The organism is Streptomyces regalis (assembly GCF_001509475.1).
GTDB classification, from domain to species: Bacteria; Actinomycetota; Actinomycetes; order Streptomycetales; family Streptomycetaceae; genus Streptomyces; species Streptomyces regalis.
In genome coordinates this window covers 77973-92255 of the sequence record NZ_LLZG01000377.1, presented here as the reverse complement: position 1 = coordinate 92255, position 14283 = coordinate 77973, and the positions used below count along the sequence as shown (strand labels likewise).

Here is a 14283-nt window from a genome sequence, read left to right as displayed (position 1 = left end):
GGTGCCGCCACTGTTCCTGCGAGCGGGCCGCACGCTGGGCGCGACGGGCCTGAAGGGCACCTGGCACATCGTGATGCCGGCCGCGCTGCCCGGCTACCTGGCAGGCCTGAAGCAGGGCTGGGCCTTCTCCTGGCGCTCACTGATGGCCGCCGAAATCATCGCCTCCCACCCCGACCTGGGCGTCGGTCTCGGCCAGTTGCTGGAGAACGGCCGCAACAACAGCAGCATGTCGCAGGTGTTCCTGGCCATTTTCCTGATCCTGCTCGTCGGCATCGCCATCGAGCTGCTGTTCTTCAGCCCGCTGGAGCGGCGTGTTCTGCGCGGGCGGGGGCTGCTGGTCACCCGCTGAGGTCAGCCACTGAAGTCCCCCAACTGAGCGCAAGGATCGGCTAACCAGGCGTGATCACCACCGTGACCGTCCGGTTCTTCGCGGCACTCGCGTACGGCGCGTCGCGCTGATCCGCGCTGGCCGTGGTGAAGGCGGTGAGGGGCTTGCCGCTGGCGGCGCTCAGTTCCCGGGCAGCGATGAGTGCACGCCAGAGGGAGAGGACGGAACCGCCACTGCGCGGGGCGCCGGGCACGCTGGCGGCCTGGCCGTAGATCTCGACGCCCGCCTTTCGCCCGGCCAGGCGTCCGCCGAGCACAGCCAGCCGATCGGCTCCGGCCGGGGTCAGCTCGGCGCCCTCGGAGAAGAGCCCGTCGACGAAGGCGACCTCAACGGAAGCCCCCTGCACCGCCGGGTGTATGCCCGGTGCCCGCAGCGCGCGGGCCAGCGCCTTGGCCGCCTCCCCTCGGCGGGCTGTCTCGCGGGCTTGCTCCCGTGTCTGCTGTTCCCTGCGTTCGGCGTCCAGCTGCTGGACACGTTGCTCCATCAGGTCGGCCTGCGAGGGACCGGGCCGATCCGGGCGCGCGGCGGGGCCGTCCGTGAGAGCGACCGTGCCCGCTGTGACCGCGGCCACCGCACAGAGCGCGGCGGCCAGTGCCGTACGCCTGCGGTGCCGGGCGAGCGCCGCCCCTGGACCGCGTCGGCCGAGCCGGTCGATCCTCGCCAGTCCGGCCGACGCGGCCGGATCCCCCGGGTCACGTTCCAGGACGCTTCGCCAGCACGTCGCCGCCTGGGTCAACTCCCCTCGCTGGGCGTGGACTCGGGCGAGCAGGTCGAGTACGTCCTGATGGCCGGCGACGACGGGATCACCGGCGTCGTGCAGCAGCCGCAGGGCGCCGTCCAGGTCACCGGAGCGGGCCGCCGCGCCGGCACGCGAAACGAGCAGGTGGACCCGGAGCGAGTCGGCGGCAGATGCCGTACCACTGGATTCCGCACCACTGGATTCCGTCTCACCCGGTCCTGTGCCGCCCGTCGGGATCAAGGATGTGGGCACCGTCAACTCCTCGTCTCTGCCGACTGGTTGAACCGTCGGCTAGTTGATTCCGCCGGACATCCGCTCGGCCTCATCCGCGGCCCCCGGCGGCAGCAGTCGGCGCAGCCGCTCGTTGACGCCGGCGAGGGCACGGCGGTTCCCCGCGGCGACGGCCCGGCGGCCCTCCAGGATCGCGGCGTCCGCCTGGGCGCGGGAGAACATCTCGTCGCGCATCTCGACCAGCGCGTGGAAGACCACGTACTCCCACTGGTCGGTACGGCGCAGCAGCTCGACGTGGAACTCCCCGGCCCGCTTGATGAGCCGCCGCAGGTCCGCCGGCGTGGCGTCGTCGCCGAGCGAACGGGCGCGGTCGCGCATGTTCTGCAGCTCCCGCCGGTCCGACGGACTGCCCCCGACCTGCTCGACGACGTCCTCGCAGGCGCTGAGCAGATCCCACAACTCACGTTGCAGTCCCGGGATCTCGATCGCCTCCTCGATGTCGTCGAGCTGGGCCTCGACATCGCGGATGCGGCGATCGCTGGTGACGGCGGCGCCCGTGTCGACGGCGGCCGCGTCCACCTCCTTGCGGAGCTGGGGGAGGGTCCGCTGCTCCGAAAGGTCGACCAGTTTCGCCCGTGCCTGGTCCGAGAAGACGTCCTCGGCCTGGTCCTGCAGGAGCCGTACCCGCTGTTCCAGATCGTGCAGGCGGTCCACGAGTTCGTCGTGTTCGGGTGCCAGCAGCTCGGAGCGGTTGATCGTCGCCTCGAACTGCTGCTCCAGCAGGGGGATGTCGGCGGTGACGAGGACCTCCCGGTTGCTCGCCTGGATCTCGAACGTCACCTCGACCTCGCTCTGGGCGGGCAGGTCGATGCGGATGTCGCGCGGGCGGATCTCGATGAGCCCGACCCTGCTGTTGCGGTCGGCGCGCCTGCGTTCTCCCTCCAGCAGGGGGATGCGGATGACGGCGTCCGGCTCGGTGCGGCGCAGCGGGATGGTCGTCCGGTACGGCTTGGTCACCTGGGCGGGCAGTGTGGTGCCCTTGCGCAGCAGCGGGTCGAAGGTGCCGTCGGCCTTGCCGATGCCGAGGGTGCCGGTGAGTACCGCGTCGCCGGGGACGACGGCCGCGTGGCTGATGGAGAAGGTGTCCCCGGCCAGGTTGCGCCGGGTGCCGGAGGTGTCGGTGAGCTCCACGGTGAAGCGGGACCGGGTGTCGGCGTCGATGGCCACCTCGGTGTAGAAGGTGCCGTCCGTGCCGAGTTCGGTGCGCGGCCCGCGGAAGGGCGGGCGGCCGTCGGGGTTGCTCAGGGTGACGGTGTACCGCGTCCAGTCCACCGCGCTGCCGCTGCTGACCTTGCCGGAGACGGGGATGCCGGTGGTGTCCACGGACTGCGGCGGATAGTGGAGTTCGATCGCGAACTCGCCGGGCGCGGCCTTCTGCGGCTTCTTCGGCAGCCGGATCGTACGGGCGAACACGGCGGCGCCGCGCGCGACCACGGTGGTGGGGTCCTGGCTGTGGTCGAGGGGGATGCCGGGCCCTTCGACCGGGTCGGCGAGCAGTTCGCGCAGTCCGGGGCTGAGGGTCGCCCCGCCGACCAGGAGCAGCCGGTCGATGTGGTCGGGGCGCAGGGAGCTCTCGGCCAGCGCGTCGCGGCAGAGCCGGACGGCGCGGGTGTAGAACGGCAGCGCCAGGTCGTCCAGGGCGGCCCGGGTCAGGACGTACTCGAAGGGCTCGATGCCGCCGCTGCCGTCGTCCAGGTCTACGGAGATCTCGACCGAACTCGTGCGGGACAGCGCGATCTTGGCGTTCTCCGCCTCCAGCTTGAGCTTGGCGAAGTTCTTGCGCCAGCGCGGGTTGTTGCGGGCGAAGTCCGGCATCCCCAGGTCGCGTCGGACTGCGGGGACCAGCAGGTCGTCGACGAGGGCCCAGTCGATGAGCTTTCCGCCGAGGTAAGGGTCGCCGGCGTGCTGGATCAGCTGCAGTTCGCCGTCGCGCTTGCTCATCAGGGCCGCGTCGAAGGTGCCGCCGCCCAGGTCGAACACCATCCAGTGGGCGGAGTCGGAGGTGTCCTGGACGCCGTACGCGATGGCGGCCGCGGTCGGCTCCTGCACCAGCGGGCAGTGCTCGCCCAGTCCGGCGAGGGCGGCGGCCGAGCTGGTGGCGTTGTTCTGGTTCAGGGCGAACGAGGCCGGCACGGTGATCACGGCCGCCTCCGGCTGGTGGCCGTACTCGTGCGCGGCGTCCTGGCGCAGGGACTTGAGCACCTCGGCGGAGAGTTCCTCGGGCGTGAGCGAGAGGCCCGAGCGCTCGAAGAGCCGCTGGGCGCCGGCCGCCCCCATCTCCAGCTTGAACTCGGCGTAGGCGTTGTCCGGATCGCTCTCCGTGCGCTCCCGGGCCCGCCTGCCCACGTGGATCACCCCCTCCTTGGGGATCCACACGGCGGAGGGCGTGAACTCCCAGCCGTCGTTGTTCTTGATGACGCGTACGCCGTCGTCCTCCGCCACCGCGATGGCGCTGTTGGTGGTGCCGAGGTCGATTCCGAAGTCGATGGTCTCGCGCATGGGCGTGATCTCCTTGGTCGTTCACTTGACGGGGGGCGCGGGCCTGCCGACGACGACCTGGCCCATCTGGATCCGTTCGCCGCGGAAGTAGACCGACGGTCGTACGGTCTCCAGCACGACCTCGCGGTCCAGTCCCGGCTCGTCCTGGAACACCAGGGCCTCCAGTGACTGACCGGAGTCGAACGGCAGACCGTCGTGCTCCTGGATCTCCAGCCCGTCATCGGCGAGCGCCTGGCGGCTCGCGTGGACCTGGCGGCGCACCTGCCGCAGGTCGGCCGCCGAGAGGGTGCCGGCACTCTGGTCGAGCTTGCGCAGGGCACGCCAGATGCCGATGGCGGCCCCGAGCAGCGCGTCGGTCCCGGCGCCCTGAGGGGTGCGGGCCCGCTCCGCGAGCGCCTCGGCGGCCTCGACCTCGGCGAGCACGGCCGCGACCCAGTCGGCCTGGGCCGGCTCCAGCGGCGGGCGGGGGATGCGGAACTCGGGTGGGTGCCTCAACTGGCCGAGCGCGGCGTGCACTTGGCGTACGCCCCGACGGGTGTGCGGACTCATCTCCGTCTCCTTCCGCTCTGTCTCCTTCCGTGCCACGCGGCTCACCCCGCGACCGCCATGTAGATGAGCGCGAACACAAGGCCGACGGCCCAGGCCGGGCCGAGGAAATAGCCGACGGTGCCCAGGACGAGAGCCGCGATGCCGAGACCGGCCACGGTCTTCTTCCAGCGGATCGGCTTCACGGCCGCCGGGAATTCGGAGCCCGTGAACTGGTCCTGGATGGCGTCCCAGTTGGCCTTGATCTCGTCCGCGTCACTGTCCGGGGCGATCTCGTAGGCCCGCTCGGCGAGTTCGAGCATCGTCTGCCGCTTCCAGGCGGTCGATCGCGTGCTCTGGTAGTCCACGAGCGCCACCGCCAGGTTGTTCAGCGCGACGGCGACGACGTGCGCGGCCTCCTCGTACCGCCATTCCGGGACGAACGCCCGGACCGGCTCGAGCCCGTCGAACGCGGGCAGCACCCGTTCCCGCAGGATCGTGATCGCGTCCTCGTGCCGGCCTTCGTTCTTCCGGTTCCGCGCGGACAGCACGCCCTCGTCGATGCTGCCCATCGTCTCTTCCACCAGCTCCTCGAACACCCCGGGCAGCAGCCGCTCGAAGGGCGCGTACTCCGCCCAGCCGACGCACACCCGGGCCAGCCGAGGCCGCAGACCGGGGGCGGCGATCAGGTCACCGAAGGGCGACACGAGCAGCCGGGGAAGCCCGGCCAGGAAGTCGTCCGCCGTGTGCTCGCCGAGCCTGGGGTCGTCGAGGGCCCTGATCCGGTGGGCGACGTGCTGCCTGAACTCGGGGCGCTCCAGCAGCTCCGCCCAGTGAGCCGCCGCGCCTGCCCAGAGCCGGTCGCGCTCCTGTGTGGTGGCCTCGACCCGTCCGGTCTCCGTCTCCAGCACCAGGGAGTGGCAGCGCACCGCCTCGTCGTGATCCCGGTGCACGGCCGTGGGGCAGTCGCACCCGAAGTCCCTGTCCCCCCACCGCCACAGCAGTTCGTCCACCAGCCGCCTGCGGGGGTCCTGGAACTCCTCGAACGCGGCGCGGACATCCTCCTTGCGGTGCCCGCCCACCAGCGGCAGCTCGGTGTCTCCCGGCCAGGTCTGCTCGACCTCCAGCCTGGTCTCCAGCCGCTGCCTGTGCGCCCGTACGGCACGCCCCTTGGCGTCTGCCGGCAGTCCGGTGACGGCGAAGATGTTCCTGCGGTACAGCCGCGTCCCGGCCAGATCCGTGAAGCGGTCCGGCGTCCCGGTGCCGCGTCGGGCGGCGGACGGCTCATGCGCCGGGCGGCCCGTTGTCGTGTCGTCCATCCGTCCCCCATACGTCCGCTGCTGGTCCATCCGTTCCTCGTGCGTCGGGCCGTTCACATGACCACCCCCCGGCGCCACGTCATCAGCCGCGCCATGTGCCGTTCCCGGAGCCGGGGATGGCGGCTCACCGCCTCTTCCAGCTGGTTCGCGGCATCGGCCAGTCGCCCCGGCATCCGGGAGAGCGCGACGGCGGCCCGCACCAGCTCCTCGACGGACCGCTCCACGGCCTGCGGCCCGTGCTGGGGCGGTCGCGCCCCAGCCGAGTGCCGCAGCACCTCGGCCCGTTCGGCGACCTCGCGCGCCGTGGCGGGCCGGTCGGCGGGGTCGGTCCGGAGCATGTCCGTGACCAGCCGGTCCAGTTCGGGCCCCACGTCGTCGTTGTAGGCGCTCGGCGGCGGCAGCGGGCGGTGGAACCGCTCCAGGGAGAAGGACTGCACCGGGTCGCCGCCGTCGTACGGGAAGTGGTCGGTGAGCAGGAAGTACGCGATGGTGCCCAGCGCCCACACGTCCCCGGCGCACGAGTAGCCCGTGCCCCGGCGCAGCACCTCGGGCGGCATGTAGGCGACGGTTCCCTGGGCGCTGGCGGCCATCGTGCCCGGGTCGGTCTCCTTGGCCAGCCCGAAGTCGCTGACCTTCACCCTGAGCCCGGACTCGTCGTAGGTGATGAGCACGTTGGCCAGCGACAAGTCGCGGTGCACGATGGGGTGTTGGCGTTCATGGGCGACGGCGAGTCCCTCGGCGGCCTGCCGCAGCACGGCCGTGGCCTCGCCGACCGGTACCGCGCCGGAGTGGGAGGCGATCAGCCGCTCCAGGCTGCCGCCCGCCACGTACTCCATGGTGATGTAGCCGCGCATGCCCTCGGAGGTCTGCACGGTGCCCGCGTCGAACACCCGGATGATGTTGGGGTGTCCCAGGGTGGAGAGGATGCGGGCCTCGTCGAACATCCTGGAGGTCGCCGCCAGCGAGGCCACATGCTTGAAGAGCTTCAGCGCCTGCCAGCCGAGGATGTGGTGCCGTACCCGGTACACCTCGGCGAAGGCGCCCTCCCCCAGCCTGCGGTCCACGACGAGCGCCGAGTTGATCCGCTGCCCGCGGGCCAGCAGTGCCCTCTCCACGCCGATCGCGTCCCCCGTCATCCCCCGCCCCTTCCGTGCCTGCGGTCGACGTCACCGTGCCACGCACGGTGTGGGACCCCTCCCGGAAACCGGCACCGCCCGCCTGCCTGCCTTCCGCCGGTCAGGAGTGGGTGACCTTGATGCGGGAGATGCGGACCTCGCCGTAGTTGTCGTCGGCGCACGGCTCGGAGTTGTCGCAGTTGGCCTGCGTGTAGGCCCCGGCCTTGAAGTAGTTGGTGTCGCCGTCGTGGGAGATCGTGGTCTGCAGCCGGCCGTTGTAGTACGCGTCGATCTCCCCGTCCCTCGCCACGAACTTGGCCTCGAACTCGGTGCCCAGCTCGTAGTCGTCGGTGACGAGGTGATGGTGGCGGTCGTCGCCGTCGGTGACGTAGAGGCTGCTGCCCTCGAGGCGGAAGACGGTGACGTCGTCGTCCCCGCCGTGGACCTGCGCGCCGACCAGCCACGGCCGTTCGGCGGGCAGCGCCGTGAACGCCTCCCTGACCACGAGGGTGTGGGTGCCGTCCGTGGTGGACCAGGCGGCTTCGTCCTCGCCGCCGTCGGTCATCTCCCGCAGCTCGGCGCGCGGGTAGCGGGAACCTCCCGTCGTCACGCCGTTGACGGCGGCCCGGAAGCCGACCGCCTCGCAGCCCGTATCGGCCCGGAACCAGGGATCGGCGGAGAAGGTCGCCAGTTCGGGTTGGGTGATCTCGGTGGGGTCCTCGTCCTCGCCGGTGGGCAGGGTCAGCTTCCAGTTCGTCAGGTCGAGGACGTCGGAGGGGTACGCGCACCGGGCGGGCGCCTGCCCGTGCGGCGTCGGAGTGCCGGCGTGGGCGGACAGCGTGAGCGTGGCGGTCGAGACAGCCGCGGTGATGCCGGCCAGTACGACGGTCCGGGTGCTTGGCATGGGGGTTCCCTCTCTGTCGGGGGTGGGTGTCCGGTTCGGGCCGACGCGTACGCTAGGCGCCGCTGCCGGGACCCCTCCCGGAACCTCCGGTCCCGCCGCTTCTACGCATGCGTGCGACTGATGAAGGCTCTGGGTAGACACTGCGTACGGCCCGCCGTACGCAGTAAGTTCGATCCATGCGCACGCCGTTGGGCGGTGCGCGTTCCGGACTCGACCGAGGGGGAAGATCCGTGCGTTCCGGGGAGGAGTTCGCCGACCGCTATGTCCTCAAGGAGGTCATCGGCGCGGGGCGGGGCGGCGACGTGTGGCTGGCCCACGACAGGGTGGTGGGCCAGGACGTCGCGCTGAAGCCGGAGCGGACCGAGGGGGAGGGCGAGACCGCGGTGCGGCGGCTGCTCGGCGAACCGCGCGCCATGGCCAAGTTCCGCGACCATCCCCATGTGGTGACCCTGTTCGACGTGGTGACCGTGGAGCGGGACGGAGACAAAGGTGAGGCGGCCGGGGCCGGAGCCCAGACGTACTGGTTCGTCATGGAGTACGTGCCCGGCGGCGGCCTGGACCGGCAGCCCACGGTCTCTCCCGCGCGGGCGGCGCGCATCGGGGCCGAGCTCGCCGACGCGCTGGCGGCCCTGCACGAAGCGGGCATCGTCCACTGCGACGTCAAGCCCGCCAACATCGGCGTCACCCGGCACGGGGCCGCGAAGTTACTGGACTTCGGCGCCGCCTACCGGGTCGGCGGCACCGAGACCATCACCGTCAACGGCCCGTTCAGCTTCACCCCGGACTACGCCGCCCCCGAGCTGGCCCGGGGCAACGTCCCGCGGCCGGCCTCGGACGTGTTCTGCCTGGCCGCCACCCTGCACGCGCTGGTCACCGGTGCCCCGCCGCGCGGTGGCGCCTCTCCGGTGGACACCGACCCCGCCGGGACTCAGGGCAACGGCGAGGAAGCCGAGCGGCTGAGGTACTGGAAGGCCGAGCAGGGCGTCGTCGAGCTGGACGCCGCCGCCGTGGGACCGCTGTACCCCGTCCTCACGGCCATGCTCCAACGCGACCCTCGGCAACGCCCCGACGCCGCCGAGGTCAGGCGGCTGCTGACGCAAGTCGCCGGATCCGACCCGGAAACCTCCGGGGACACAGCCACCACCGTCACCGGGCGCCGACGCCGCCGTCTGCCACTGATCGCGGCCGCTCTCGGCATCAGCGCCGTACTGGCCCTGGGACTCGTCGTCCTCCCCGACAACGGCGACGACGCGAAGGCCGGCCCCGATCCGGGCCAGAGCCAGAGCCAGAGCCAGAGCCAGAGCCAGAGCCAAGCGGAGGGGAACGCCTCGGACGGCGAACCGCAGGCCCTGATCGGCGATCCGCGCACGGCCGACGTGTGCGAGCTGACCGACCCCGCCGTGCTCGACCAGTTCGGCGACGATGTCCGCGTGGACGTGGACTACGGGAACTTCGACCGCTGCGACGTGCTCGTGGGCGTCGACGACAAGACCCGGATCGATGTGTCGGTCCGTCTCCTTCGGGGCTCGCCGCCCGAGGGGTCGAAGCCCTCCCGTACCGTCGGGCGGATCGGCATCCGCGAGGAGCAGGCCGAGAGCGACGAGTGCCGGCTGCTGCTGACGTCCGACGGCGACACCGAGGACACCCTGGTCGGGGTCCGCGTCAACATGGGCAAGGGCTCCGTGTTCGGCGGCAACGCAACCCTGTGCACGGTCGCCGAGAAGGCCGCCACGAGCGCGGCCGAGGTCCTCAACCGGGGTCCGCTGCCCCGCCGTTCACCGGCCTACCCGCGCACGTCACTGGCCTGGGCGAACGCCTGCGAACTGCTCGACGCCAAGGCGCTGTCCGCCGTTCCCGGCCTCCAGGTCGACGTGCCGGAGGTCGGCGTCGCGAACTGGAGCTGCGAGTGGCAGAGCGACGTCGACGAGCTGGATACGGAGGTGAGCTTCTTCCGCGATCAGCCCAAGTCCGCCGAGGACGGCGCCACGGCCGTCACACTCAGCGGATACCGCACGATCGTCGAACCGAACGACGACGGCGACACCTGTACGGCCTTCGTCGAGTACCGCAGGTACAGCGGCCAGGACGCCGAGACCGCCGCCGAGATGGTGCGCCTGGAGGTCGGCGGGCACCGGCCCACGGACAGGCTCTGCACGATGGCCACGAACCTCGCGGCCTCCGCCGCCGCCGAACTCCGCGCGCGATGACGCGGGGGGCGTCGATGCCTCCTCAGAACGCGGAGTCCGGCCAGGCCTCGTCGTCCTCCATCAGCTCCAGGTCCGGCGGTACGAGGGTCGTCGACTCCACGAGCCCCCTGATCAGGTTGTGCAGCAGACTGTTGTCGGCGGGGCGGCCCTCGGACTTGTCGTGCAGCAGCGGGTACCTGAAGCCGGTGCCGTGCAGCCGACGGCGTACGGCCTCGATGCGGAACTCGATCCTGCGCTCGTTCCACTTGGCGTCCGGGCGGAGATAGGCGAGCCGCTCGGCCGCCTGGCGGTACGTCAGAGGGCGGGGGTCCTCCTCGTACAGCAGGTACCGCTGGCCGAGGACCACCAGCAACAGCCGCTCGTCGTCGTCCAGCGACCACGTCTCGGGTCGTACGGTCTCGGCGCGCCGGCGCGACACCGGTCCCTGGTCGTCGTGGCCCGCGACGTACAGCTCGACCAGGTGCTCACGGTAACCGGAGCCCTTCACGAACAGCGGGGTGTAGCCGGTGGCGAGCGGAATCGGCTCGGTGGCGAGGTGCAGCATCCGGCCGCGGGGCAGCCGGACCAGTTGCTGCCCGGTGTTGCGCAGCCACCACAGCCCTTGGCGGTACGTCAGCTCGCCGTGCTGTCGGCTCACCCGCAGGTCGTCCACGCCGACGCCCAGGTCCACGTCCGGCTTCTCGCCGCGCCCGAAGCGGACCGTCAGCCCCTGGCGGGGCGGTGCGCTGAGCTCACCCGTGACCGTACGGGCGTGCAGTGTTCCGGGCGTGGCGGGCGCGACACCACGCGCGAGGCTGGTGGAGAGGGGCATCGCTGGTCTCCTCGGTTCGTGAGCTCGTTGGTTCAACAGGTTCTCGGCAGTGGTCCGACGGTTACTGACCAGTGTCTGTCCCCGTCGCGGGACCCCTCCCGTACGGGCTGAGGGGTCCGCACCGTCAGTACGCCGACTTCAGCGCTCCTCCGGGAAGTTTCCCGCCGTCCTCCCGGGCCACGCTGCACAGCACCTGGCGGAATCCGGCGTCCCACTCCTCGTCCGAGTACCAGCCCCACATCTCGTGCCCTTGGCCACGCGCCCAGTTGACGCCGTACGTGTCCTGGCAGAGCTCTCCGGTGTCGACGCTGTCCGCCGAGCCGTCGCCCGAGGCCCGGGTCCAGCCGACCAGCTGCTCGTCGTGCGGCTTGGCGCAGCTCACCAGGGTCTTGGTGTACGTGCCGTCCTCGTCCTCCTCGACGTCGATGCAGTCCCCCGGGCCCAGCTGCGTGAGGTACACCTCGTCGCCGAGCTTGCGGAAGTCGCCGAGCGGGCCGCCGAGGGTGGCGTGGTTCAGGAAGAGCAGGCAGGCCGAGGCCGGCGGCTCGCTCTGCCCCCTCTCGGGTGTGAGGACGTACAGCACCGGGTCGGCCATGGTCTTGCGCAGCTGCGCGGTGCGGCGGGTGCACTCGCCCCGTATCGCCGCCGCACCGGATGCCGGTCCGGCGCCGACGGTCGCGATGACCTGGCCCTCGGGATCGTCGTCGTAGCAGTCGACGACCTTCACCCCGGGCCGCCCCTGGAACTTCCCGTCCTTCCAGTCGGCGTCGACGCACTGCCCCGGCGTGAGCCCCGTGCGCAGTCCCACCTGCCTGCCGTACGGGTACGCGCTGCGGGTCACGGTCGGGGAGGGGGTGGCCGCCACCTTCGCGCTGACCTGCGGATCCGTCGTCTCGCCCCGCTCGCCGTGGTGGGTGGCGGCGCCCAGCGCGAACCCACCGCCCACGGCCAGCAGGGCGGCGAGCGCCAGCAACAGGGGCGTTCGCCGGCCGGACGCGGCCCGGGCAGATCCGGGAAGCGAGGGCAGCGGCGCGCTGCGGCCGGGGAGCCCGGTTCCCGCGTCCTCGGCGAGCAGGGCCTCGGCGAGCAGTTCGCGCGCCTGCGCCGCCTGCATACGTTCCGTCGGATCCTTGGCCAGCAGCCCCATGATCACGCGGCTCAGCGGATCACTCGCCCGCTGCGGCACGTCGGGTTGCGTCGTCAGCGCCGCCATGAGGGAGGCGTCGAGGGTGTCCCGTTCGAAAGGGGAGGTGCCCTCGACGGCGAAGTAGAGAGTGACGCCGAGCGAGAACAGGTCGGTCGCTTGCGTCGCCTCGCCGCCGGACAGCCGCTCCGGCGCCAGGAAACCGGGGGTGCCGACCACCATGCCGCTCTGGGTGACCCGGGTCTCACGGGGCCACAGCGAGATGCCGTAGTCCGTGAGCAGGACCCGGCGATCGGCGGCGCCTGAATGATCCGGTGCCAGCAGGATGTTGGACGGCTTCACGTCCCGGTGGATGATGCCGAGCCGGTGCCCGGCACAGAGGGCGTCGAGCGCGGCCGCCCCGATCCTGGCCACCTCGTCGCTCGACAGCGCACCGCGCTCCGTCACCACGGCCCGCAGGTCCCGCGTGCCCGGCAGGTACTCCATCACGATCCACGGGCGGTCGTCGTGCTCCACCACGTCGTACACCGTGATCACGTTCGGGTGCTCGCGCAGCTGCGCCGCCTTCAGTGCCTCCTTGCGCCCCCGGCCGGCGAGGTCCCCGCCGCTTCTCTCCGACTCCTGCGGTACGTCGATCTCCTTGACGGCGACCTGGACCCGGAGCTCCTCGTCCTCGGCCAGCCAGACGTCTCCCCCGCCACCGGAACCCAGCCGCTGCCGCAGCCGGTACCGCCCGGCGATGACTCGTTCCTCCCGTGTCACCAACGCCCCCTTCTTCGGCCGCACCTGCCGACCGGCTGCCGTACGCTCCCGGCGACCTCCGCCCCCATGCTCACCCGCCCCACTCGGGAGCCCTCCCGAACCGCGCACCCACCGAGGCCACGGCCCGTGCCGCACTCGCGCGTGCCGCACCGCATTCGGCCGGATGGCCGCCAAGTTCGCCCTTGAAGCTCACCTTTCCGTCGAGCCGGAAGCCGTGGTGCACGGCCGGAGGACCTTTGCACCTTCCAGCGGGTCGTGGTCCGGACGGAGTTCGCAGTGCCGCAGATGACGGTGGTCGGAGTGCGCAGTCCGCGAGCGCGGCGGATGCTGGTGCTCCGCGGGACCACGGGCTAAGGAGAAATCCATGCAGAGCGTGCGGTTCAATTCTTCCGGCAACGAGGTGGCGAAGGTTTCCTATACCGCTCGCCGCCTTGTCGAGCTGGGCTACGGAAGCACCAGAACACTGGGACTGAGCACGGAGGATGAACCTCCGCGAGCGGGCGACCTGGTGCTGTGCCGGGTGACCGAAATCGGCCAGCACAGATTCCTCGGGCAGGTACACGGAAAGCGGAACCGGCTGTTCGTCGGCGACAAGGTCGTAGTCGCCTACGGCGCTCGCTACGCCCCTGATCAGTTCGAGGCGGAGGTGCCCGGCGACCTCGGACCATGTGACCTGGTCGCCGGAGGCGGCATAGCGGGGCGGGTCGTGTCCTCCCACTCCAGAATGAAATCCCCCACCCGACTGGAGCCATTGGGCCGGGTGACCGACGAGCACGGCGAAGTCATCGCCCTGGCCCGCCTGGCCCGGCCCGTGGTGCCGGCCCTCGCTCCGCGTCCGCGCACCATCGCCGTACTCGGCACCTCGATGAACGCGGGCAAGACGACCGTGGCGGCCGCCCTCATCCGCGGCCTCAGCCTGTCCGGCCGCCGGGTCGGCGCGGCAAAGGTGACCGGCACCGGTGCTCCCGGGGATCCGACGCTGATGGCCGACGCGGGCGCGTCGCGGGTCATCGACTTCACCGACCTGGGTTTCCCCACCACCTACCAGCTGCCGATGCCACAGGTGATCCGCATTCTGCGCAGCTCGATCACAGATCTGACGAGTCACCAGGCAGATGCCATCGTGCTGGAGGTCGCCGACGGGCTTCTGCAGCGGGAGACGGCGGCGCTCATGCGGACGCCGGAATTCCGCGCCGCCGTGGACAGCATCGTGTTCGCGGCCGGAGACTCGATCAGCGCGGTGGCGGGGGTACGGCTGCTGCGCGACGAGGGACTTCCCGTCGTGGCTCTGAGCGGGGTACTGACGGGCTCTCCGCTGGCCACGGCCGAAGCGGTGGCCGCGGTGGAGATCCCGGTGCACTCAGCGGCCGCCCTGTCCGACCCGTCAGTCGCCGATCAGCTGCTGACGAGCGCCGCCACCGGCGGGGGCGTCGCAGCAGACGCCGGCGGGGTGCCGGAGGACGCCAGTCACCTGACGGACCACGGCGGACTGCCGCAGGAACGCAGTCGGCTGACGGAGTACAGCGGTCCCCTGACGGCCGAGACAGTGGCGTGACCACGGCGCGAAAGAAGCGCGTCC

At 71.5% G+C, this 14283-nt stretch carries 11 protein-coding genes; 3 read left to right on the top strand and 8 right to left on the bottom strand.

Annotated features, from left to right (window positions below; all coding sequences use genetic code 11):
* Positions 1-349 (top strand): ABC transporter permease (locus ADL12_RS37805; protein WP_159053407.1); only part of this gene is annotated, 349 nt, incomplete at its 5' end.
* A gap of 40 nt (positions 350-389) precedes the next feature.
* On the opposite strand, the gene ADL12_RS37800 is transcribed toward ADL12_RS37805, so the two are convergent.
* The 6 genes from ADL12_RS37800 to ADL12_RS37775 form a co-directional block, all read right to left on the bottom strand.
* Positions 390-1379, bottom strand: a complete 990-nt coding sequence (locus ADL12_RS37800; RefSeq protein ID WP_244188190.1) for a tetratricopeptide repeat protein — start codon at positions 1377-1379, stop codon at positions 390-392.
* Positions 1380-1418: 39 nt separating this feature from the next.
* Positions 1419-3917, bottom strand: a complete 2499-nt coding sequence (locus ADL12_RS37795) for an Hsp70 family protein (protein WP_062711377.1) — start codon at positions 3915-3917, stop codon at positions 1419-1421.
* Positions 3918-3938: 21 nt separating this feature from the next.
* Complete coding sequence (locus tag ADL12_RS37790; protein WP_062711376.1) at positions 3939-4466, bottom strand: hypothetical protein; 528 nt, start codon at positions 4464-4466, stop codon at positions 3939-3941.
* A gap of 41 nt (positions 4467-4507) precedes the next feature.
* Positions 4508-5818, bottom strand: coding sequence for a hypothetical protein (locus ADL12_RS37785; protein ID WP_062711373.1), 1311 nt, complete (start codon positions 5816-5818; stop codon positions 4508-4510).
* A complete protein-coding gene (locus tag ADL12_RS37780) occupies positions 5815-6897 on the bottom strand; it encodes a serine/threonine-protein kinase (protein WP_062711370.1) in 1083 nt (360 codons plus the stop codon). The genes ADL12_RS37785 and ADL12_RS37780 overlap by 4 nt, the downstream gene beginning before the upstream one ends.
* 100 nt (positions 6898-6997) lie before the next feature.
* Positions 6998-7780, bottom strand: a complete 783-nt coding sequence (locus tag ADL12_RS37775) for a polysaccharide lyase family 7 protein (RefSeq protein WP_062711368.1) — start codon at positions 7778-7780, stop codon at positions 6998-7000.
* Positions 7781-8010: 230 nt separating this feature from the next.
* Between ADL12_RS37775 and ADL12_RS37770 the strand changes: the two genes are divergently transcribed.
* Positions 8011-9987: a serine/threonine-protein kinase gene (locus ADL12_RS37770; protein ID WP_062711364.1), complete on the top strand. Its 1977-nt coding sequence runs from the start codon at positions 8011-8013 to the stop codon at positions 9985-9987.
* Positions 9988-10009: 22 nt separating this feature from the next.
* On the opposite strand, the gene ADL12_RS37765 is transcribed toward ADL12_RS37770, so the two are convergent.
* Entirely contained in the window at positions 10010-10798 is a 789-nt protein-coding gene (locus ADL12_RS37765) for an FHA domain-containing protein (protein ID WP_062711362.1), read from the bottom strand.
* Positions 10799-10922: 124 nt separating this feature from the next.
* On the bottom strand, positions 10923-12704 hold the full coding sequence (locus tag ADL12_RS37760; RefSeq protein WP_062711386.1) for a serine/threonine-protein kinase: 1782 nt from the start codon (positions 12702-12704) through the stop codon (positions 10923-10925).
* A 364-nt stretch (positions 12705-13068) separates the two neighbouring features.
* Between ADL12_RS37760 and ADL12_RS37755 the strand changes: the two genes are divergently transcribed.
* Positions 13069-14259: a P-loop NTPase family protein gene (locus ADL12_RS37755; protein ID WP_244188189.1), complete on the top strand. Its 1191-nt coding sequence runs from the start codon at positions 13069-13071 to the stop codon at positions 14257-14259.
* Positions 14260-14283 lie beyond the last annotated feature (24 nt).

What these genes read in the sequence shown, in the direction of transcription:
- ADL12_RS37795 (WP_062711377.1), bottom strand. Translation starts at nt 3,917, where the DNA reads ATGCGCGAGACCATCGACTTCGGAATCGACCTCGGCACCACCAACAGC.
- ADL12_RS37790 (WP_062711376.1), bottom strand. Translation starts at nt 4,466, where the DNA reads ATGAGTCCGCACACCCGTCGGGGCGTACGCCAAGTGCACGCCGCGCTC.
- ADL12_RS37780 (WP_062711370.1), bottom strand. Translation starts at nt 6,897, where the DNA reads ATGACGGGGGACGCGATCGGCGTGGAGAGGGCACTGCTGGCCCGCGGG.
- ADL12_RS37775 (WP_062711368.1), bottom strand. Translation starts at nt 7,780, where the DNA reads ATGCCAAGCACCCGGACCGTCGTACTGGCCGGCATCACCGCGGCTGTC.
- ADL12_RS37765 (WP_062711362.1), bottom strand. Translation starts at nt 10,798, where the DNA reads ATGCCCCTCTCCACCAGCCTCGCGCGTGGTGTCGCGCCCGCCACGCCC.
- ADL12_RS37755 (WP_244188189.1), top strand. Translation starts at nt 13,069, where the DNA reads ATGCAGAGCGTGCGGTTCAATTCTTCCGGCAACGAGGTGGCGAAGGTT.